Below are 22338 nucleotides of genomic sequence, written 5' to 3' on the forward strand. Positions count from 1 at the left end.
TCAACTTCTGTAATCGCCATTGATGGCGACATATTCCTTTGTGAGGTCGCAGGTCCAGACAGTTGCCTTGCCCTTGCCTATCCCCAGATCGACGCGAATGCGAATATCCTCGCCCTGCATATAGGTGGACGTCGCTGCTTCCGAATAGGCCGGATCGCGCTCGCCTTGATGCGCAACACGAATATCGCCGAACCAGATCGCGAGCAGGTCACGATCGGCAGGTTCACCAGCCTTGCCTACGGCCATGACCACGCGGCCCCAATTGGCGTCTTCACCGGCAACAGCCGTCTTGACCAGCGGCGAATTGGCGATGGAAAGCGCGATCTTCTTGGCAGAGGCTGCGGATTTTGCGCCCGTCACTTCCACTTCCACCATCTTGCGTGCGCCCTCACCGTCGCGCACGACCTGCAGCGCCAGCGATTTCAGGAGGCGGCCGAGCGCCTTCTTGAATTCGCCAAGGCGCTTGTCGGCAGGATCAGTGATTTCAGGTGCACCGCGCTCTGCCGCCGCACCAGTGGCGAACAGCATCAGCGTGTCCGATGTAGACGTGTCGCTGTCTACCGTCACAGCATTGAAGGTAGAGCCAACACCCTTGGAGAGCAGGCTCTGCAACACGTCAGCCTTGATCGGTGCATCGGTAACAACGAAGGAAAGCATCGTCGCCATATCCGGCGCGATCATGCCCGCGCCCTTGGCTATACCGTTGATCGTGACCGGCACCTGACCGAGCAGCACCGTTTCGGTCGCGACCTTCGGATAGGTATCGGTGGTCATGATCGCCTTGGCGGCTTCGGTCCAGAAATCCTCGACCGCATCCTTGTTCATGTCGCCGAGCAGATGCGCGAATTTGCTTGCATCGAGCGGTTCGCCGATCACGCCGGTTGAAGCCAGAAAGACATCTGTTGTGGCGCACCCGACCGCCTTGGCGGCAGCTTCAGCCGTTGCCTCCGTCGCTTCACGACCCTTGACGCCGGTAAAGGCATTGGCGTTGCCGGAATTGACGACGACCGCGCGGGCCTTTCCGTACACGAGATTGCGGCGGCAAAAATCGACCGGCGCCGATGGGCAGAGCGAACGTGTAAAGACCCCTGCGGCTTCAGCCGGTCGGTCGAACACCATCAACATCACATCCGTTCGCCCCTTATACTTGATCCCGGCAGCAGCGGTAGCGATGCGCACGCCATGGACGACCGGCATTGTGGGATAGTGTTTGGGAGCGAGCGGAGAAACAGACGCGGACATATGTGCCTCGATGGATGCGGTTTCGTAGAAACCCGAAAATCGTGATGCCCAGCAAACGGCGTTACGCGAATTTCGGATTCAAAATATGACGCGCGCATTGGAAAGGTTTGCTGTTTAAAATCAAGCGGGAAACGCAAGATCGGAATAAAAAACGCCCCGGCAAGCCGGGGCGTTGATATTTGAAACCAGTTTTTACTGCTGTGGAGCAGCTTCTTCCGGCGCGTCATCCTTGTCCGCACCTTCCTGAGCTGCGGCCGCATCCTTCATGGCTTTCTCGACAGCCGGGTCCTTGTAGTCGATCTTCATGCCGTCACGCAGCTTCTTGACGGTTTCGACATAACGCTCGCGCATGATGATCGAACGGATCTGGTCCTTGACCTGATCGAATGCCGGTGGCTGCTTGGTGCGACGATCTTCGAGCTGGATCACATGGAAGCCGAACTGGGTCTGGACCGGCTCCTTGGTGTATTCACCCGGCTTGAGCGCAAAGGCGGCCTTTTCGAACTCCGGCACCATCTGGCCTTCGGCGAAGTAGCCGAGATCGCCACCATTGGCTGCCGTGCCGTCGGTTGAGCTCTCCTTGGCGAGGTCCTCGAACTTGGCTCCGCCTTCAAGCTTCTTGATGATGGCTTCGGCTTCTTCCTTGGTCTTCACGAGGATGTGACGAGCGCGCACTTCCACCTGCGGTGGCATGGCTGCGATTTCCTTGTCGTAGCGCGCACGTACATCGTCATCGCTGATCTTGTCGACAACAGCATCCTTGAAATATTCGTTATGGAGCGCGCGTTCACGCAGGAATTCCATGCGATTTTTGAATTCCTGGGACTGATCGAGCTTTTCCTTTTCCGCTTCACCAGCCATCGCCTTGATGTCGATCAGGGCAGCAAGCGCAGCCAGACGGCGCTGTTCGGCAGGAAGGCGCGAGAACTGCGGATCGAGATCGCCTGCAGCCTGATCGACTTCACCGACCGTGATGTCGTTGCCGTTGACGGTCGCCAGAACCTTGGACGGATCTTCCTTTTCTGCAGGGGCTGCAGCCGGTGCAGCAGCAGGCTTTCCAGCATCCTGTGCGAATGCGGCGCCTGAGTAGCTTGCCAGCGCCACCGAGGCCGCCAGAGACATGCCGACGACAGCGAGAGCCTTGCGATAAGGGGCTTTCAGAATGGCTTTCATATGGAATTCTCTCCTTCGTGGCCGCTTACCGGCCCGATGAATGCGGCGGAATTTGGCCCGGATCTCCCCAATATTGCAACAAAGGAAAGGTTTTCCAGCCCATGGTGTGGCGAATCCGAAATTCGCTTCACTTTAGAGCAGTGTTGCTAACGAATTTCGGATTCAAAGCCACACAGCAATATATAGAATCGAGTGCGGTTTGCAGATTTGAATTCCTGAACGCAGATGCCATGCAAATGACAGGAACTTCAAATCCACCACACTGGAGCAACGTTGACATCGCCCGAAGCCCCTCTTATCTGTCCTTCGGCTTTACGTCCAGTAAGGGGCGGGGGAATTGCGCCGGAAATGCGCCGTAACGGGCAGCTTTCGCAGCGCAGTTTTCTTGCAATTGTTTCAATACGCGTGAATAAAGCATTCGACATTGCCGGAAGCGCTTCCGGCTGAACGGACAGGAAAGGACCAGTGATGGTCAGCTTTGGCGGTTTCGCCCGCAAGATATTCGGTTCATCCAATGACCGCCGCGTTAAAACCCTGCGCCAGCGGGCAAATCAAATTACTGCTATCGAGAAGAATTACGAAAATCTTACCGATGAGCAATTGCAGGCCAAGACCGCCGAATTTCGTGCGGCGCTGGCTGGAGGCAAGACGCTCGACTCTCTTCTGCCCGACGCTTTCGCTACGGCACGTGAAGCTGCGAAGCGCGTACTCGGTATGCGCCCGTTCGACGTGCAGCTGATCGGCGGCATGGTTCTGCACGAACGCGGCATCGCGGAAATGCGCACCGGTGAAGGCAAGACGCTGATGGCGACCCTGCCGGTCTACCTCAATGCGCTTGAGGGCAAGGGCGTACACGTGGTGACGGTCAATGACTACCTCGCCACCCGCGACGCCGAAACCATGGGCAAGCTCTATAACTTCCTCGGCCTGACCGTCGGCGTTATCAAGCACGGCCTCGACGACGATGAGCGCCGCGCGGCCTATGCCTGCGACATCACCTATGGCACCAACAACGAGCTGGGCTTCGACTATCTGCGCGACAACATGAAATATGAGCGCGCCCAGATGGTGCAGCGCCCGCACAATTACGCCATCGTCGATGAAGTGGACTCGATCCTCATCGACGAAGCGCGCACGCCGCTCATCATTTCCGGCCCGCTGGAAGACCGTTCGGACTTCTACAACCTCATCGACACCTTCATTCCAGCCCTTGAGCCGGAAGATTTTGAAATCGACGAGAAACAGAAGACGGCAATCTTCACCGAAGTCGGCACCGAGAAGGTTGAGCAGCTCCTGGAAGCCGCAGGCCATCTCAAGGGGGAAAGCCTCTACGACATAGAGAATGTCGCGGTCGTGCACCACCTGAACAATGCGCTTCGCGCGCACAAGCTCTTCCAGCGCGACAAGGACTATATCGTCCGCAATGACGAAATCGTCATCATCGACGAATTCACCGGCCGCATGATGCCAGGCCGCCGTTATTCGGAAGGCCTTCACCAGGCGCTGGAAGCCAAGGAACATGTGACCATCCAGCCGGAAAACCAGACGCTGGCTTCGATCACCTTCCAGAACTACTTCCGCATGTACAACAAGCTGTCGGGTATGACCGGTACGGCTGCGACGGAAGCGGAAGAATTCGGCAATATTTATGGCCTCGAAGTGCTCGAGATTCCGACCAATCTGCCGGTCCAGCGCATCGATGAAGACGACGAAGTCTATCGCTCCGTCGAGGAAAAATACCGCGCCATCGTGCGCGATATCCGCGCCTCGCACGAGAAGGGCCAGCCGATCCTCGTCGGCACGACCTCGATCGAAAAATCAGAACAGCTGGCCGAACGCCTTCGCAAGGAAGGTATCAAGGAATTCCAGGTTCTGAACGCTCGCTACCACGAGCAGGAAGCCTATATCATCGCACAGGCAGGTGTGCCCGGAACCGTCACCATCGCCACCAACATGGCTGGTCGCGGTACCGACATCCAGCTTGGCGGCAATCTGGAAATGCGCGTTCGTCAGGAACTTTCCGATATACCGGAAGGTCCCGAGCGCGATGCCAAGATCGCGGAAATCAAGGCTGACATTGCACAGCTGAAGGAAAAGGCTCTGGCCGCAGGCGGGCTTTACGTTCTCGCCACCGAGCGCCACGAAAGCCGTCGCATCGACAACCAGCTGCGCGGTCGTTCGGGCCGCCAGGGCGATCCGGGCCGCTCGAAGTTCTTCCTGTCGTTGCAGGACGATCTGATGCGCATCTTCGGTTCCGACCGCATGGACAGCATGCTGCAGAAGCTCGGCCTCAAGGAAGACGAAGCCATCGTCCATCCGTGGATCAACAAGGCGCTTGAAAAGGCGCAGAAGAAGGTCGAAGCCCGCAACTTCGAAATCCGCAAGAACCTTCTGAAATACGACGATGTCATGAACGATCAGCGCAAGGTGATCTTCGAACAGCGTCTGGAAATGATGGACGAAGAGGACCTGACCGAGACTGTTGGCGAAATGCGCCATGAGGTCATCGAGGACATGGTCGCGCTGCGCATCCCCAAGGACGCCTATGCGGAAAAGTGGGATATTGCCGGCCTCAAGGAAGACATCATCTCCAAGCTCAATCTCGACCTGCCGGTTGAGGATTGGGCCAAGGAAGAAGGCATCGCGGAAGAAGAGTTCGAGAACCGCATCAAGGAAGCCGCGGACAAGGCTGCTGCCGAGAAGGCCGAACGCTTCGGCCCGCAGATCATGACTTACGTTGAAAAGTCCGTGATCATGCAGTCGCTGGACAATCTCTGGCGTGAGCATCTGGTCAATCTTGACCATCTGCGTTCGGTCGTCGGTTTCCGCGGTTACGCCCAGCGCGATCCGCTGAACGAATACAAGACCGAAGCGTTCGAACTGTTCCAGTCGATGCTTGCCAACCTGCGCGAAGTCGTTATCTCGCAGCTGATGCGCGTCGAGATCGTTCGCGAAGCACCGCCGGAACCGGAACTGCCACCGATGACCGGTCGTCATATCGACAGCACCACCGGCGAAAACGATTTCGACGAAGCGAGCTGGTCCGACCATCAGCATGACGAACGCAATGTGCCTGCTGCCGAACGCGATCCGGCCGACCCGCGCACATGGGGTAAGGTCAGCCGCAACGAGGCTTGCCCATGCGGCTCCGGCAAGAAGTACAAGCACTGCCACGGCGCTTTCGAGTGATGTGAGCCGAGCTCATCATCGCATCTATCGAACAAACCCCGGCAAGCCATTTGCCGGGGTTTGTGTTTTCTAGCACACGATGGACATCGATATGCACCGCGAGCAGTTGTATCACTTGCTTTATTTTAGATGCTTCAAATATAGATGTCGTTTAGGAAATACTCACCATTCCTTGAAGTCTTGCGACCTTCGGCAGATTAGACTTTTTCTTTTTCTCTTTATAAAGAACTCCTGTCTAAGGTTTTCATGCGCCTCATGACCAACAAAGCATAGGCGTGAAAGCCGGGTTATCCGGTGCTAAACAAGCAGGCCCCAAGAGGCTTGCAAAGACAGGGTTGGCAAACAGTGCGGTTTTCGGCAGCTGAAACAGCGAGCCGGTTTCTACCCGGCAGGATCGCAGCCAGGCTTCGTCCCGTGACGGAGCGGCTGGATGCCGTGCTTACGGATAGCGGACCGCAGGCAAGCGCGCAGCGCTCTTCCCTCGTCGCCTTTTCCGTGCGCGTTGCGAGCGCTGCTATTGCTCTCCTGTCTCAGGTTATTCTCGCCCGTTGGATGGGGGAATTCGAGTACGGCATCTTCGTCCTCGTCTGGCTGACCATGATAATTATCGGCGATCTGGCCTGTTTCGGACTGCACACCACGATTATCCGCTTCGTACCGGAATATATGCAGCGCCAAATGTTCGGCCTCGTGCGCGGGATCATCCGGACCGGACGCGTCTTCGCTTTTGCAGCCGCGACATTCATCGCGCTTCTGGGTGCGGGCCTGCTGCTCCTGCTCAAAGACCATGTCACAAGCTATTATCTCGTGCCGTTCATCCTCGGCTTCATCTGCCTGCCAATGATTACGCTCGGCAATATGCTGGATGGCATTGCGCGCTCGCGCACCTGGGTGATGATGGCGCTGACGCCAAGCTATATCGTCCGCCCACTTCTGGTTCTCCTGTTCATGATCATCGCACATGAAGCGGGATTACCTTCCAGTGCAACTATCGCGCTGGCAGTATCGATTGCCGCAACGTGGCTGACCACCGTCGGACAATTTCTGACCGTCGACCGCTCACTGGAAAAAGATATTCCCGCCGCAACGCGTGACCAGCGTCTTGGCGAATGGATGAAAGTTGCCCTGCCGATTTTCCTCGTGGAAGGCTTTTTCTTCCTACTCATCAATGTCGATGTTCTGATGGTTGGCCACGCGCTAGACCCCGAGCATGTCGCGATCTATTTTGCGGCAACGAAGATCATGGCGCTCGCGCATTTCGTCTATTTCGCCGTGAAAGCCAGTGTCGCGCAGCGCTACTCGGACCTGCTGCACAGCGGTGATCGCGCCGAATTTGCAAGTTTTGCCGAGGCCTCCGTCCGCTGGACGTTCTGGCCGACGCTGTTTCTGGGCGCCGTCATTCTGCTGGCGGGCTATCCGCTTCTGCGGCTTTTCGGTCCGGCCTTCACAGCGGGCTATCCGCTTCTGTTCATCCTGATCATCGGGGTGATCGCACGTGCCAGCGTCGGCCCCGCAGAAAGCCTCCTCAACATGTCGGGAAAGCAGAATATCTGCGCGCTCCTTTATGCCGTGACACTTGCTGTCAACGTTATTCTCAATCTCGTTCTGATACCACGCTTCGGCCTGACAGGCGCCGCCATTTCGACAGCTATTGCCATGCTGATGGAAGCGGCACTTCTTTCGGCAGCCGTATCACGCACCTTGCACATAACTATGTTCATTCTCATTCCACGAGACCGTACCAAGACCTCGGAGGGGACTTTGTAATGGCCGCGAAACCTTTGCTTGAAGAATCGGCAGGCGGAAATGCAGCTCACATCGTTTCGGAACTCTCCGAGAGCGGTATGGCGCACGAAGCTGTCAAAAAGCTGGAGGAAAGCCTTCACAGCCGCGATATACCGCGCAAACTCGCAATCTACGGCGCCGCAGCAGGCTTCGAACTGCGCGACGAGCTCGATCACTTGAGCAACCGGACCGTCGAACCGAATGTGTTCTTCAATGCACGGTTTCTGGCGCCAGCCATGCCGCGCCTAGAGGATCGCGAAGTTCGCTTCATGGTCATGCGCGACGAAAACGAAATCCGCAGCCGCCTGCGCTTCGTCATGCCTTATACGATCGAACGCCCTGGCTTGCCGCTATCGACGCCTGTGATCCGTGCATGGTCGACGCCATTCGGACCGCAGGGCACGCCACTGATCGATCACGATGACCCTGTCGGCGTGCTGGAAGACCTGTTCGACATTCTCGCACGCAGGCATCTCAAATTGCCTGATGTGCTTGTGCTGCCGGAAATGCGGGCTAACGGCCCGGCGGCAAAACTGATCCGTTCTGTGGCGGTGGGCCGTCAATTGCCTTTGGTCGCCATAGAGCAGAAGGAGCGTCCCTTTCTTGAGAGCGATCTGGACGGCGACGCCTATATCAAGCAAGCAATCGGTGCACACCATCGCCGGGATTACAATCGCCTGTGGCGCAGGCTGGCCGAAAAGGGCGAGCTTGCCTATCGCGTCGCCCGCACGCCCGACGATGTACGTCACGCGTTCGAACATTTCCTGACGCTGGAAGCGAGTGGCTGGAAAGGCAAACGCGGCACCGCCATGGCAGTCGACCGGTTTCGCGCGGCTTTCGCCCGCGAGGCAGTCAACAATCTTGCTGAACGCGACTGCGTGCGCGTGCACACGCTTGAGCTCGACGGACGGGTTATCGCCATTTTGATCGTCTTTACGGTTTCAGGAGAAGCCTGGACCTGGAAAACAGCTTATGACGAAAGCCTGAACGCCTGGTCGCCCGGCGTACTTCTCATGATCGAAGTCGTGAAGAACCATCTGAACGATCCCAACATCAACCGCACCGATTCCTGCGCCGTCCCCGATCATCCGGTCATGATGCGGCTGTTCGACAAGCGTGAGACAATCGAAACGCTGGTGATTGGCCTCAACCCGTCCACGGATAAGCTCGTCCGTCAGGCTGCCTCGCAGATTCATCTTTATCAGCGAACTCGCAATCTGGCCCGCATCGTGCGCAATCGCATCCGCAGCTTCACCGAGAGGAAGTAGGGGCAAGTTTAAGCGACCTTAAAAAAGCCCAGAAATCGCTGTCCTGAATCTCCGATGCTGGATTATCCGGCAAGAATGTTGCGATTGCAGTTTTGCGGAAGCCCTGCGAAGCTCCATCCTCAACAGCCACTTCGGAATTTTGAAGGTTCAGGAATGCGATTTCCACGCCCGACTATCGCCAGCGGCACGCTTTGCGTCCTGACCGCATTTTATCTCCTCGCTTTCACCAATAGCTCCTTCTGGCAGCGGCTGATCGCCTACTTTTCCGACCATCCGCAAAAGCTGGTTGTTGGGGCAGCGGCCATCCTTCTCATCCATATCGCCGTGCTGATGGCCTTCTCGGCAAAATATGTCATCAAGCCTGTTCTCATTTTCGCAATATGGGTGGCCGCAGGTGGGGCCTATTTTACGGATACTTTCGGCACGATCATCGATCGCAATGTGGTCGAGGCAACGCTCACAACGACAAAGGCAGAGTCGGGCCATCTGATAACGACGGGCTTTCTGCTGCATATGCTGCTTTATGCTGTCGTTCCCACGCTTTTCATCATCTGGGTCCGTGTGAAGCACCGGCCTTTGCTGCAGAAGCTTCTGGTCAATACTGTCTCGATCATCGTCTGCTTGGCCATCGCAATCGCGCTTATCGGCTCCGATTACGGCAGCTTCTCCTCGATGTACCGCGAACACCGCTCCGACATCATGGAACGGCTGATGCCCGGCACACCGCTCAAGAGCACCGTGCAATATATCGTGCGTGACCTGAATGACAGGCAGATCGTCATGCAGCCGCTCGGCCTCGATGCAAAACAGGCGTTGCCGCCGATAGCATCCGGCAAGAAGCTATTGACGATTGTGGTCGTCGGTGAAACAGCGCGCGCCAAAAATTTTAGCCTTTACGGCTACCCGCGTGAAACCAATCCCGAACTGAAGCAGCAGGATATCGTCACCTTCACGAACACAACAAGCTGCGGCACGGACACCTCCGTTTCCGTGCCATGTATGTTCTCGCCCTTTCCGCGCGAGGAATATTCGAGCTCCAAGTTCCATAGCTCGGAAAATCTGATGGACCTCCTCAATCATGCCGGCGTGCAGGTTGCGTGGTACGAGAATAATACCGGCAGCAAGGGCGTTTCGGACCGCATACCGACGGTCGACCTGCAGAATTCAAACAATGCGCAATATTGCGAAGGCGGCGAATGTCTTGACCAAATTCTGGTCGACCAGCTCCGTGACCACCTGAAGGACGTTAATGACAATGCCACGATTGTCCTGCATATGACCGGCAGTCACGGACCATCCTATTATCGGCGTTATCCGCCGGAATTCGCCAAGTTCAAACCAGAGTGCCGCACGAGCGAATTTTCCGATTGCACCAACGACCAGATCGTCAATGCCTATGACAACTCGATCCTCTATACCGACCACATATTATCGGAGATCATCAACGTCCTGAAAGCAAGCGAAGATCGTTTTGCTCCAGCCATGATCTATATGTCCGACCATGGCGAATCGCTGGGTGAAGATGGCCTTTATCTACATGCGGCACCCTATTTCATCGCGCCTGACGTCCAGACACACATCCCATTCGTCGCGTGGTTCTCGCCGGGCTATGCGAACGCCACCAGGCTCGACACGGCTTGCGTCAAACAGGATGCTGCCGCCCCTTCTTCGCACGACAATCTGTTCCACACTGTCATCGGCATGATGGGCGTGAAAACATCAGCCTATGATCAGGCGCTCGACCGCTTTGCCAACTGCCGGAAAGCCAATGTCGCAACGTCGAACTAGGACATTTGGCATCGCGCGCAGATGGCTGATTATATTAGCCAAACCAATAATTTGAGCCATCCGACAAAGCGTGATACACTTTGCCTTGGGAGAGCGCATGGACAGGCGGAAGAGGAGGTCCGCACCGGTGCAATCCGGCACTTTGAACAAGTGTCCGAAGCCCGGATAATTATAAAAGCTTCCGTCTGGCTCAAACGCTATCGCGCCCTCCCGGGGAAGGAGATGCGCCATGGAATATTTTCACTATGTCAGCACGCTGGATTACGTCCTGCTGGGCTTCATAGCCTTGCTGGTCTTCTGGAATCTGGTTGAAGCGAACTTGCGCAGATAGATGACGGCGGCTTATCTCAAAGCCGCGCAACCACATAAAGCCTGCTGCGCCTGACACGATCAGGAACGGGCTTGTTGACTGGAACGCTGCCATGACGATGAGCGGTTGATTGAATCACACGTCATTACTTCTTACCCTTTCAGCCGTCTGTCTGAAGAGGGGTGAAAGCTGCACTTTTGAGCAATTGACCTCGTTTCGTTTAGCCGGTATATCCCAACCCGCTGTCCCTTTGGACCATATCGAACTGCTTCGGCAGAAATGTGCGGGTGTGGTGGAACTGGTAGACGCGCCGGACTCAAAATCCGGTTCCGAAAGGAGTGTCGGTTCGATTCCGACCACCCGCACCATTTAATTCAATAAAACATATATTTTTCAAATACTTAGTGAGAAAAATAATTCTTCAGCCCTTACCGTGACCCCTACTTTTTCACTCGGTTGAGTGGCGGCTGATGCGTGCGTACTGATCGCACAACGTTTTTACGGCTTCCGAAAATTCTGTCGTACTGCTTACGGCTTCCTCGCGCGAGTTGACTTCCGATAAATCGGGCGTTCTGGTCGTTCCTACCCCCAAAGTGACATTACTTAAATAGGACCGTCGCTTGCGTTGTGACCGCACTTATATCGGTTTCAGTCGGTGCATTGATGTCCAATTAATCGGCTGGCTCTGCGTATTGACCGGGGATTAATCGGTGAAGCCTCGCGCGCTTGCGCGTATTGGTACGAGAAGACCATCAGCGAATTTCTGAAAATTTCCTCCTGCTACTGCTACACCGGCTACAATCGCTACACGGAGGACCTATGAGCGTGTCAGTCAAAACTGGACCAACTAGCGATATTACGTGTCTTCCCCATCGCTCGATCATTACGGCTATCTATTTTTATAGAATTCCACTCCAAACACGGGCGAAATAAGCATGTGGATAACATGCATATCCAATGCGATTGATATGGACTGATATAGAAACTATATTGACAAGTGTAATTATGATGCTATTCGCGAATCATCACTTCGCGGACTGCCGATTAATGGGGCTATACCTATAATAATGAGGGCAAACATGTCAGCGGATTATGTCAGTCCGAAACCAAGCGGCCTTTCCAAACCAACAGTGGAGCGTATTGCTGAGGCAATTGCAGAGACGCTGGGTTTTCGCCCGGGTGGCAGTATGGAAGCTGTTGTTAGCCGGTTTGGCGGCAAAATCGTTGTTGGAACGAATGGCGACGACGATGTTGAGAGTGGCTCAATAGTTGCTCGCAGCATGAGCGATTTCACGATTTACATCTCGCAATTTACATCGCTTGTGCGTGATAGATTTACTATCGCGCATGAATTGGGCCATCTACTTCTACATTTAGACGTAGTGCAAAAATTAAAACCTGATGCGGTCATGCGCGCTACTCGCTGGGTTGACGAGAGTAATCAAGAGCAAAAGCGTGCCGAATGGGAAGCTAATTGGTTTGCGGCTGCTTTTTTGATGCCCGCTAAAGCTTTCTCGGAGATTTATCAAAAAGATGGCCCCAACGAAGCTCAAAGAGTGTTCGGCGTTTCTCCAAAAGCGGTCGAAATTCGAGCTAAATCTATAGGTCTTTGATTTTCTTTTGTTGGTGTAAATGCTTGAAATCGATGCTCCCGCCTATCGGATAAGACTGTTTCTTTCGGTTGATTTAACTGGATCGACGGATTTTAAATCCAAAAGCAAGTCCACGGCTTGGCTTAAAGAATTTCAGAAATTCTACGGTGATTTTCCGAAGACATTCATATCGATTTATAAGGATGTTTGTGCAAGTATTCCTCAGTTAGCTGCTGAGGAAAAAGCATGCACCCCTAAACTATGGAAAACGATCGGTGACGAAATATTATTCGTAAATCGCATTCATAGTCTTTGCCATGTTGGTGCTTGCGTTACCGCTTTTGTTGAAGCACTCAAGCAATTCGGCCAAAAATTACAACAGACGTCAGAATTTAAGCTCAACACCAAAGGGAATGCATGGGTTGCAGCATTCCCGTCCCCCAATTGCAGCATTCGCTTAAGCATAGATGGGGAAATGGACCCGATTAATGGGGCAGACGAAATACCATCAGAAACAAGCGAGTGTGCTGTTGACGGAGACCCAAGGCAGTTTGACTTCCTAGGGAAGGGTATTGATGGCGGGTTTAGAATTGCCCGGAATTCGACAGTCAATGCGCTAACACTTTCTCCGGGGTTAGCGTACTTATTGTGTAAGGCTCATCGAAATGAGGACACTACGAGATTTCAAACAAATTTACATTTTGAAGAAATGCAAAGTTTTAAGGGGGTAGCAAACGGCGAACCCTATCCGATCATAATCATTGATACGACGCGCGACGAAAAGAGGAAAAACCTCGTTGCGCAGCAAAGAAAGCTTTTAAAGGCGGCGTCAGTTTTCAATAACGATGAATTAATGCAGTATATAGAGGATTTTCTGGACTTTCACCAAATCGAGAAACCGGTACTCAAAATCCAGTTTAGTCATAACGCAGAGCCGCTTCCGAGCCACTACGAAGATTATTTGAAAGAGTGGAACATTCTGAAAGAGCAGATTACCAACGTTCAGAATATGGAAGCTGCATCGGCGGACGAAAACGGTATCGATAAAGTCATTGACGCCAACGAGCAGGAAGCGGCGGGCGACATAGTAAACCTTGTTTCGGGCGTGGTTCGACCTGAACTGCGTTGATGTTATAACTTACATCCGGCCTTGAAGGCGGAAAAATGAATGGCTACCCGGATATGCAGTCGTTGTTTTCGGCTATTTGGTGAAGTCGCCACCGTCTTCATCGCGCAAAAACTCCTCCCCGCGCAGAGACCGCCTGACAAAACTCACCCGAGAAAAATTCACCAAATACCCAAGAGACGAACTGACAAAACTGACAGAACACCGCTGCGAGAGAAAAAATGTCGAAAACGCTCCTAAGCGGAACCGACAAAACCCTCAAAAACCCTCCATGCTGACAGCCGCTCAAAATGGACTGTCAGCAAATCGCAGTATTTTAGTGAGCTGCCCCGGCAAAAGGGTGTCTCCAGATTTGGAGAGACCTATCCTCTGTGCATCGATATCAGGGCAATCAGCGCCCCTAAACGGCTCGAACGGCATTAGGGTAATCTTAGGGTACGCCCGCGCGCGTATTGGTCCGAAAAAGGTAACGTGAAAGTAGAAAAACCTTTCCGACCTTTATCGAGCAACAAAAACCTCGGACCTGCTATTTCAGACCCTAACTATGCTGGTCAATCCCTTCATGGTAAATGAATGTTGTGGGAGGGGGTATCATGACACAACATCAAAAATACGAAGACAAGCGCAAGGAAGCCGCAGCATCCTTGATGCAGGAAATGGAATCTACAGCCGCGCGCATAAGGGAAATCGTTGTTGGCATGCCACCTCACGACCTGCTCGGATACATTTATGCCCAGCGTATCATGAAGGTGATTTCGGAGGAGAGCCTTACGAAAGGCGAGTCTATGTCTCTGGTGCCAGATGACCAGATCAATCAGAACCAGTTTCTCCTCGAGTACATTCACGCCGTTTTGGCATCATCCATTGAACCTGAGAAAACGGTATTTTCCGAAGGGAAATGCGCGGAGCTTTTTGAACTAACTCGCCAGCTTAGGGATAAGGCCATGTTTTACGCGATGGCCAATTCTGCTGATATAAAGGATGGGGCTTTCGGGCCGGACACTGCAGAAATTCGGTTTCGTGTCATGTCGGACTGGGTGCTGATGCGTGGCAATCGTTACCAAGTTCTCGAAGAAGAATTTTACGGCTACGTGCTCGCTCCCCACGACCGTGTTCTCAAAGACACTTACGGTATTGGGGCTGATGATGTCGCTGCTGGTTTCCAAGCTATGGCTGATGCTTTTCGTACGGGACATGCCTCCGCCATTGAAGAGCTGATGAACCAGTGTCAGGCCGCGCGTGCTTTTGCGATGAAAAACGGTAAACCGCTTGAAGAGGCCATGGATCAATGGCTTGCTGAAAATGCCGACCGCTCAAAAGCGGCTGCGACAGCCATGCAAGATATGTTTCGTGGCGGGATTACGAATGTCAGCCGTCACACAAAGCTTCCTCGGGAGCTCCTTGCGGACCTAGCATATGAGCGTGGCGAGGAAAAAGAGTTCTTCGCCATTGGCGACCACATGGGCACCCCCTATCGCACCTTACCTGTTCGTAAGAAGCCGCTAATCAAGTTGGGGGAAGACTATTTCGCAATAGATCCGTGCTTCCCACGTGATGCGGGATACCGCGCGCTGCTGTTCAACCTCCTCAAGCGCGAACCTTCCTACAAGGACGAATTCAATGAGCGTCAGAAGGTGATGAGCGAGTCGGCCTTTGCCGATATTCTAAGTGCCCAATTGCCGGGGGCGACGGTGCTGCAAGAGGTCTATTACAAGGACCCAGTAAGCAAACAGTGGTCAGAAAACGACACGCTCATTCTCGTCGATGATATGCTTTATCTTGTCGAGGCAAAGGCCGGCGCAGCAGCAACTATTGCATCACCAGTTTCCGACTTTAAACGCCATGCCCAGTCTGTTCAGGACCTCGTCATCAAAGCCTACCAGCAATGTCAGCGGTTCTTCAACTACCTAAACACTGGGGATGAAGTACCACTCTTCCATCTGATAGACGGTAAGTACATTGAGTGCGCCCGAGTAAGAATGGCCGACTATCGCGTCATGCTGCCCATCGGACTTACTGTTGAATCTCTCGCTCCGCTCTCCACCTTCTGTAAGGAACTTCCTGACATTGAGCCCTTGCTCGGCAGACATCCCTTCATTCCCCTTTCGATCGACGACCTCTTCGTCTTTAGGCGCTTCTTGCCTACCCCTGGCGAATTCGCGCATTACATGGAAGTACGACAGGCTATAGCTGGGTTGCGTCGAACTCACCTCTTCGATGAGATGGATCACCTTGGCGCTTATCTCAAGAAAAACCGTGCCGATATTGAATTAATAGAGCAACTCAAAAACGGCGACTTCGTCTTTTGGGACGGCATGAGTTTTGACATAGATCGAAGCTTTGAAGGTGAAAATTGGGAGACTGATTCCCGCCCGGCTCAGGACTATCCCGACGAGATGCTCAATCTTTTCGGAGCCCTCGATGCAACGCGCAAAGCGGGCTGGCTCCGCGTGGACAGTTACTTCAGGAACCTGAATAGCGAGGGACGCAGCGAGTTCGCTGACATACTTGTCCAGCTTCGAAACTCACTGGACCAGAACAATGGCCGCTACTTCATTTACGGACAAGAGGCGGAAACACCGTTCTTCATATGGCTCCACAAATCCGGTGGCATGATCGATTGGCAGAATGTGTGCGATAAGGCTAGTTCTGCCGCTCTGGTAAGTCCGGCACAGAAGATGATCGGCTTAATGGTCGAAGCAACCGCTAAGGGTGCATACAAGTCCGCCTACACGTTTTCTGTCGCTCGTCCTCCCCATCGCACAAAGGATAACGCGCATATTTTTGATGATGCTGAACGCATGAAACAGCGTGCAAAGAGAATAGTGCAGATTCCGAAACTGGCTCCAAAAGGAGCTCAGCCGACAGCGAGCGTCTCTAAGATCGGTCGAAACGATCCGTGCCCCTGTAAGAGTGGACTGAAGTACAAGAAATGTCATGGTCGATAACTAGGTCGAGGCATTGACCAGCACGCAATAGCGGATCGACTGCAACCGTCTCGAATAGCGAGAACTTGAACGCGGCGAGTTCCTGCTTTGCCAGATCGAACGCATTTGGGTTTTGACGGCGCGGAAGGCGTGAACCTCGGCGGATGAATTGGCGAGCTGGCTCATGCGCCTATCCCTCCCGGCACTTTGCCGAAACTCTCGCGTTCATCTACATAATCCTCGTCGCTGTCTTCAAAGTCTGCATCACCGTCAAGCTGATCGAGAAGCGCGATAGCCTCATCAATCCATTGCTCCAAAAACAGACGGCGCAGTCGGTTAATGGCTGCCCTGTCCCTATTGAGAGCATCCCAAGCCTTTAGCTCATCAAATGCACCACAGATTGTTTCGGGGAATGGGAAGGCGGTTTTTATGGCCGCAACCGCATCCGGGTCTACGTCACCCAGTTTGAAGAAGTTACCTGAGACATTGGCAAACTCGCTAGAAACCTTGCGTTTTGTGCCGCAAGCATCAACGAACGTGTGCCACTTCGTGATAAACGGCAGAGCCGCCCGCATCAAAAGCTGCTCTTGCGGGTTCGGATCAAGAACAGCTTTAACCGTTCCGAACTGCTGCAATATTTCAGCGCGCCGTGATGCGTAGCGGTCCTGACGTGTTGCATTCTCCTGAGCCTTTTTCGCCTTATACCCCGGCTCCTTCACTTCCATCCAATCGTCAAAGCCTTCAAAGAAGCTGGCGGGTTTCGGCTTAGGGTCGTCCTATTTGGACACAGCATCGTTCAAAGACATGCCAGCCTTTGCAGCTATCTTGCTGGCTCTCGCCTTCGCCGCTGCGCGCTCGCCCTCGGTTGCGCCACCAGCGACCAGCGAATAAACCTTGCGAAAGCGGTCAATGTCCAAATTGGACGCTGCGTGATTATTCATTCGCCCTCGCTCCGATCCGCACGCAGTGGCACAAGTTCAATCCGTGTAATGGTTTTGACTGGCCAGTCTGGATCGCCTGCAATCTGCAAAGGCAGTACCTTGCCAAGAAGCCCCATAAACGCAACCGGATTTTCTTCTGCTTGCTGTGTCAGGTATGAGACCAGCCCGTCCTCGCCGGTCTTATTGCCCGCATTCGCCGCTGCCGTCAGAATTGCATCCTTCAACAAAGCCGTGGTTTTGTTCACTGCGCCTTTTGGCCTGCCCTTGCCTGCCGCTGGTGGAAGACGTTTCTCAATAGCTTTCATTATTGCGCCCTCGCGCTAATGAGATTGCTTTCTGTGATTGCGCGGACAGCCTCGACCGCTGATAGCCCAAACTGTTCGCGAAGGTACGGAATGACAGGGCGCGGCTTTGCTGCGTTTGGTGTGGTTGCCAGCCAAATGGCGGCGCGTTTCATCTGATCGGTCATGTCATTCCTCCGAGCTATCGACGGGATAAGCCCATCCGCATTCATTGAATTTGATACGGTCTTGTTTCAAAAGAGCCTCTTCGGCCTGCCCTGCACGTGTGCCACCCCATTGAAGAACACGCATCGCCATGCCGTAAGACATGGGACCGTAAAGGCGCAGCGCATCCAGATACCGCTCTGGATCGTCCAGCCTGATTTTGCCGTCTGGCGTCCATTCTCGACCGGGGAACGGGACAACGCGCCTGCGCTCGCTTTTCTCTTTGGATTGTCCCGCGAATAGCGGATCTTCGTGCGTTCGGGCTTCAAGAGTATTGCGCTGGTCACTGGGAACGCTTTCAGATTTTTTCTGCAAATCCGTAGAATTGAAGCTCTCAAAACCTTCAAAACCCCTGTTGGCTGAGTTTTGAGGGTTTTGAGGGTTGGTGTCAGGGGCGTTTTCATGTCTTTTTAATGCGTCAAGCCAGCGTCCCATTATTTCGCCTCCCTGATTTTCGGGCTCCACCGATAGGATGCAGACGGACGCCCACCAGTTGCTCCAGTCCGCTTTTCAAACTTGCGGCAATGGTTCGTTTCTTCGAGCAGCTCTATGGAAGCGCTGACGGCTTCACGATCCGCCAAACCAGCCCAGCCTTTCTGATGAATATCGCGAATGGTGAATTCATCAGGCAGCATGTCGCGGCGCTCCAGTATGAGGCGTGCGCCGTCTTCAACAACAATGGAGCTACCCGACGAATAAAGCCGGTTCGCATGACTGCGCAGATAATCCGCCCAGCCTAGAGCCAGAGCCATTGCATCGGTCCCGACTTCGGCGCGACCAGCATCAACCAGCTCGAATATTAATGCGAGGCTGGCAATCGTCTTCGGCATTTTGAGAAGGTGGCTTTCAAGAACAGTCGATAGCTTGCCGCTGCGTGCATCCGTCTGGATTTCCTGCATCCATTGCTGAAACATGCCCTGCGCTGCTGGAGATAGCCGAAACACGACAGGATTGTCAGAACTGCCCAAATCCAGTTCGTGAATGTCGCGGAATACCTTCTCATAGGTTTCACGCGCTGCTCGATCTGGGTGCCGATCAACCCACTGCCACGATGTTCGTGGATCAGGCCATACGGTTAATTGTAAGCGCTGGATTAAACCGTCATTGCTTGTGCCGGTAATTGCGCCGCGCACAATTGGAGCGATACGGGAAGGCTGCACGCCGCCGATAATGCTGACAGTACAGTTTGCGATATGCACAGTACCTCGTCCAATACGATCATATGTGAATTGGCCAGAACCGTTGAAGGCTTCGAGATAAAAAGCCCTGTCGCTGGCGTGTTCTTCGCTCTCCATCTGGGAAAGGAAGCCAGGCAATTCGTCACGCACCAGAAGCAAGCCACGCGGGTTTTCATTCAGAAGTTCGCCCAACTTCTCCACGGTGGCATCATTCACAACGATACGCGGGCAAGGCTGTTCGTCCTCGTCCTCTTTAGACACATCGGCAAGAATAGCGCGTGCGCCGTCCTTATCGCCTGTTCTGTAGGCCTTGGCTGCTGACTTCGCCGCTTCTCTGGCTTCAATCTTGCCCAGAACATCGTCAATGTCGGCAGCTTTCAAATCGGCCTGCCATTGTTTGCGCATATCGTCCTGAATGGCATAGACGGGGCCAAGAGCCTTTTGCATGGCTGGCGTCTTCATGGCCGAAGGCGGGCCGATAACCGCGCCCCAAAGATTAGGAACCTCAATCCAGTCGTCTAGCTGCTTCGGAGCCACGCGAATGCGATTGCCTATTAGGGATGCAAGGCCGCACAGTGCTGCCACTGCCACGAAGTCAGGGACGGATTGCTGTCTGTCCGCTACGTCAAAAACATAATCACGCAGGGCAGCGGGCAGCAGTTCTGGCACAAAAGCCTCGACCGCTGGCAAACTGGATGAAATCGCGACAGGATTCTTCCAAAGCTCAAAAGGCTGCTCTTTTGCAATTTTATCGAAAATCCCGGTAACAGGTTCGTGCGTGTTCATGCAGCCGCACCTTTCATCATGAGAATGTCGTTCCAGTCGTGACCATCAGGGGCAGGCAATAGACTGACCTTTCGGCCTTCTGCCGTGGCGTGTGTGGCTAATGCATTGCCAGCTTCCCGGCCCGCCGCATCTCCATCGGTGGCGACGGTCAGCAATGCCGGACTATCCGGCAATGACACCGCTTTCATTCCACTGGTCGATAATGCCGCCCATACGGACACAGAATCGCGCACAAGCCCTGACAGAAGCGACAGGCCGGTTTCTATGCCTTCGCACACGATCAGCTTGTCATTACCGCTAGACAGCCGTACCGCACCACCCGCCACGGTTCCGAGCATTGCCTTTGCTGGTTCAATCTGGGCTTTACCGAGGCCGTCAGCGCGTAGATAGGTGCGATGAACTGCAAGTCGTGGCGCACCTTCGACCAGCGCGACCATGGCAGGAAAGCGATTGCGTGAAGGGTGCCAGCAATCAGGATGAAAGCGCAGACTGTCTGTAAGCTCGCAAGTGATACCGCGATGCCTGAGATATGTTTCCGCTATCGTGCCACGAATAGAGCGAGCTTCACGCCAGCATGAAAGTGCGAGCGCTTCCTTGCGTTCGGCTTCCTCAATCTCGGATTGCCTGATGCGCTCCAGATCGGCAGCAGAAGGCGGGGAATAGTTTCCTTCGCCCTCAACCAGTCCAAGCCCTTTGAGGCTATCGAGAATGTGTGTGAACTCGCAACCAGAGTGGCAGCGCAATAATAGCCTGCCGTCCGATCCATCCGATAAACTCAGGCTGGGCCGCTTGTCGCCATGAGCCGGACAGCGTGCAACACCGTACCGACCGTGCCAGTGACCGCCCAGAGCGCGGGTAATCTCTCTGGCGTTCTTCATTCTGCTGCCTCCGCATCCATTTCAGGACGGAGAACCTCAGAACGCAGCACATAGCGGGCATAAGTGCCGCTGAATGGGCCAGTGTGTTCCTCGTGAACTGTTTCGATGTTGACGCCAAAACCGTGCAGCTTGAACACATACGCCGACCAGCGCGGAGCCGGATTGTTGATTGGCGTGCAACCAGCGTCACCGGCATTGATAAGGTTTTCGAGCGCCCAACGGTCACGGCCTTTCACGCGAATGGAAAAAGGCTCTGCCCCGCGATTGGTCACGCGATAAATCCGAGAACCCCAGAGGGAATTTTTAGAAGTCATCTGCCTATCCTTTGGAATTGCACCAAAGAACGGGAGGGGCTATTGTGAATGAGAGAGTTCAATAAGCCCTTCGGCCCCGTCCTTGTCTGGCGGGGTCGTTTTTATACAGCGTGGCGTTTGGCTTTGGCGTCTTCGATTGCTGCGTTGATTTCCGACTGCGCCCAGCGGGAAAGACTGCCCATCTTGATAGGCTTCGGCAGCGTGCCGTCAGCAATACGGCGGTAAAACGTAGGGATGCTCACCTGAAGGATTTTAGCACCTTCACGGGCAGTCAAAAGAGGGTCGGTGATTTGCATTTGTCGGCCTCGCTATCAGTTGATACGAGGTGAAAGGTGCTGGAACAAATCAACAACAAATAGCCTGCACGAATTAAAAAGCGTATCGATACAGTGTTATGATTTAGTGCTGCGCCTTCCCGGCTTCATAATTTCCGGTTTACTTTCAGATGCTTGTGCCCAAAACGTATTAAATCGCCTATCTGAAACTTCTGGGAATAGTTTCAATTTCACGCGAGGCTTAGTAAGTGTTGGGTCTTCGCTTAGTAGCACAATGATGGCATCCTTTGGCGAGGAATCGTAAAGCAAGCTGACGCTAGAAGCCTCTGCGCTCTCTTTGTCTGACAGTTCTAATAAGCTTAGCCAATCTGTTGGGGCGACAACCGTACACCCATCATAGTTTGCGAGCATTTCGAGCATTGGCAGATTGTCAGACTTATCGAACTCAGTAATAAGATAGTCTATCTCTTCGAGAGCTAAAAAATTCCCGCACATGCTCAGAAACTCTTTTGCCGCGCGCATAGCGTTGATAGCATCATTTAGCGCTCTTAGCGCTTTTATCGAAACAGTACCGGTGCGCCAATCTACCAACGAGATTACTCGAGGGAAGGCTGCGGCAGCTGCCTGGACGGCATACGGTCCTGTATTGAAAACTCTCTCGTTTTGGAAGGCAGAATGCCAATAGTCCAGTGCGAGCGAAGATAAGCCAAAAACACGCTCATGACTTAGGTTCGCACCCTTTTCAATTGCAGCACTTCTCGCCTTATTGAACAAACCATGGGGTATATTAGGACTTTCTGGGAAAGACAAAAGCAACGGAGACGCCTCGTAAAGCTGCCCTCCTTTCGTCAAGATAGATGGGAATTTTTTATCCTTTTCCAGTCCCATCCGAAAAATGTCACGAACGAGGTATCTAGCGGCAATATTAATACTCTCTCTTCTGTCAGCCCACGAGAGTTCGCCCTTTCCATTCTCATTTAAAATCAATCGCTTGCGGATCGCAAACTCAGCATCCAAGTGGAAGCGATACAAAGAACTGTAGCCTTCAAAAGTAATCACT

General features: G+C 53.7%; 20 protein-coding genes and 1 tRNA gene. 8 read left to right on the forward strand and 13 right to left on the reverse strand.

Features of this window, described 5'->3' with window-relative positions; genetic code table 11:
• Positions 1-1242, reverse strand: coding sequence for a bifunctional glutamate N-acetyltransferase/amino-acid acetyltransferase ArgJ (argJ, locus tag OHI65_RS21265; RefSeq protein WP_012091197.1), 1242 nt, complete (start codon positions 1240-1242; stop codon positions 1-3).
• A gap of 192 nt (positions 1243-1434) precedes the next feature.
• A complete protein-coding gene (locus tag OHI65_RS21270) occupies positions 1435-2415 on the reverse strand; it encodes a peptidylprolyl isomerase (RefSeq protein WP_012091196.1) in 981 nt (326 codons plus the stop codon).
• A 468-nt stretch (positions 2416-2883) separates the two neighbouring features.
• Between OHI65_RS21270 and secA the strand changes: the two genes are divergently transcribed.
• The 8 genes from secA (at position 2884) to OHI65_RS21310 (ending at position 16421) form a co-directional block, all read left to right on the forward strand.
• On the forward strand, positions 2884-5604 hold the full coding sequence (gene secA, locus OHI65_RS21275) for a preprotein translocase subunit SecA (protein ID WP_012091195.1): 2721 nt from the start codon (positions 2884-2886) through the stop codon (positions 5602-5604).
• A gap of 345 nt (positions 5605-5949) precedes the next feature.
• Positions 5950-7371, forward strand: a complete 1422-nt coding sequence (locus OHI65_RS21280) for a lipopolysaccharide biosynthesis protein (RefSeq protein WP_185758014.1) — start codon at positions 5950-5952, stop codon at positions 7369-7371.
• Entirely contained in the window at positions 7371-8657 is a 1287-nt protein-coding gene (gene bspF / locus OHI65_RS21285; RefSeq protein ID WP_010657510.1) for a type IV secretion system effector crotonyl transferase BspF, read from the forward strand. The genes OHI65_RS21280 and bspF overlap by 1 nt, the downstream gene beginning before the upstream one ends.
• Positions 8658-8810: 153 nt before the next feature.
• Entirely contained in the window at positions 8811-10445 is a 1635-nt protein-coding gene (locus OHI65_RS21290; RefSeq protein ID WP_125301696.1) for a phosphoethanolamine transferase, read from the forward strand.
• Between the two features lie 593 nt (positions 10446-11038).
• Positions 11039-11123: transfer RNA gene (locus OHI65_RS21295), tRNA-Leu, on the forward strand.
• Positions 11124-11834: 711 nt separating this feature from the next.
• The gene (locus OHI65_RS21300) at positions 11835-12368 is read left to right on the forward strand and encodes an ImmA/IrrE family metallo-endopeptidase (RefSeq protein ID WP_264358789.1); all 534 of its coding nucleotides are present in this window, start codon (positions 11835-11837) and stop codon (positions 12366-12368) included.
• 19 nt (positions 12369-12387) lie between these two features.
• The gene (locus OHI65_RS21305) at positions 12388-13476 is read left to right on the forward strand and encodes a hypothetical protein (protein WP_264358790.1); all 1089 of its coding nucleotides are present in this window, start codon (positions 12388-12390) and stop codon (positions 13474-13476) included.
• A 590-nt stretch (positions 13477-14066) separates the two neighbouring features.
• Positions 14067-16421, forward strand: coding sequence for an SEC-C metal-binding domain-containing protein (locus OHI65_RS21310; RefSeq protein ID WP_264358791.1), 2355 nt, complete (start codon positions 14067-14069; stop codon positions 16419-16421).
• Here the strand turns inward: OHI65_RS21310 and OHI65_RS21315 are convergent, their stop codons facing one another.
• From OHI65_RS21315 to OHI65_RS21360, 11 genes are all read right to left on the reverse strand, one after another.
• Positions 16422-16586: a hypothetical protein gene (locus tag OHI65_RS21315; protein ID WP_264359177.1), complete on the reverse strand. Its 165-nt coding sequence runs from the start codon at positions 16584-16586 to the stop codon at positions 16422-16424. It abuts the gene before it with no gap.
• Positions 16583-17125 (reverse strand): hypothetical protein, encoded by a 543-nt coding sequence (locus OHI65_RS23090; protein ID WP_413541938.1) that lies wholly within the window; start codon positions 17123-17125, stop codon positions 16583-16585. Before OHI65_RS23090 ends, OHI65_RS21315 begins: the two co-directional genes overlap by 4 nt.
• 51 nt (positions 17126-17176) lie before the next feature.
• Positions 17177-17341 (reverse strand): hypothetical protein, encoded by a 165-nt coding sequence (locus OHI65_RS23095; RefSeq protein WP_413541924.1) that lies wholly within the window; start codon positions 17339-17341, stop codon positions 17177-17179.
• Entirely contained in the window at positions 17338-17646 is a 309-nt protein-coding gene (locus OHI65_RS21325) for a hypothetical protein (RefSeq protein WP_264358792.1), read from the reverse strand. Before OHI65_RS21325 ends, OHI65_RS23095 begins: the two co-directional genes overlap by 4 nt.
• Positions 17646-17810 carry a hypothetical protein gene (locus OHI65_RS21330; protein WP_264358793.1) on the reverse strand — a complete coding sequence of 55 codons (165 nt, stop codon included), beginning with the start codon at positions 17808-17810 and terminating at the stop codon, positions 17646-17648. The genes OHI65_RS21325 and OHI65_RS21330 overlap by 1 nt, the downstream gene beginning before the upstream one ends.
• A 1-nt stretch (position 17811) precedes the next feature.
• Positions 17812-18282 carry a hypothetical protein gene (locus tag OHI65_RS21335; RefSeq protein ID WP_264358794.1) on the reverse strand — a complete coding sequence of 157 codons (471 nt, stop codon included), beginning with the start codon at positions 18280-18282 and terminating at the stop codon, positions 17812-17814.
• A complete protein-coding gene (locus OHI65_RS21340; protein ID WP_264358795.1) occupies positions 18282-19811 on the reverse strand; it encodes a YfjI family protein in 1530 nt (509 codons plus the stop codon). Before OHI65_RS21340 ends, OHI65_RS21335 begins: the two co-directional genes overlap by 1 nt.
• On the reverse strand, positions 19808-20689 hold the full coding sequence (locus tag OHI65_RS21345) for a toprim domain-containing protein (RefSeq protein ID WP_264358796.1): 882 nt from the start codon (positions 20687-20689) through the stop codon (positions 19808-19810). The genes OHI65_RS21340 and OHI65_RS21345 overlap by 4 nt, the downstream gene beginning before the upstream one ends.
• Entirely contained in the window at positions 20686-21003 is a 318-nt protein-coding gene (locus OHI65_RS21350) for a hypothetical protein (protein ID WP_264358797.1), read from the reverse strand. Before OHI65_RS21350 ends, OHI65_RS21345 begins: the two co-directional genes overlap by 4 nt.
• A 101-nt stretch (positions 21004-21104) precedes the next feature.
• Complete coding sequence (locus tag OHI65_RS21355) at positions 21105-21299, reverse strand: helix-turn-helix transcriptional regulator (protein ID WP_264358798.1); 195 nt, start codon at positions 21297-21299, stop codon at positions 21105-21107.
• Positions 21300-21395: 96 nt separating this feature from the next.
• Complete coding sequence (locus OHI65_RS21360) at positions 21396-22337, reverse strand: hypothetical protein (protein WP_264358799.1); 942 nt, start codon at positions 22335-22337, stop codon at positions 21396-21398.
• Between the last annotated feature and the right edge of the window lies 1 nt (position 22338).

This window comes from Brucella sp. MAB-22, assembly GCF_025908475.1.
Taxonomy (GTDB): Bacteria; Pseudomonadota; Alphaproteobacteria; order Rhizobiales; family Rhizobiaceae; genus Brucella; species Brucella anthropi.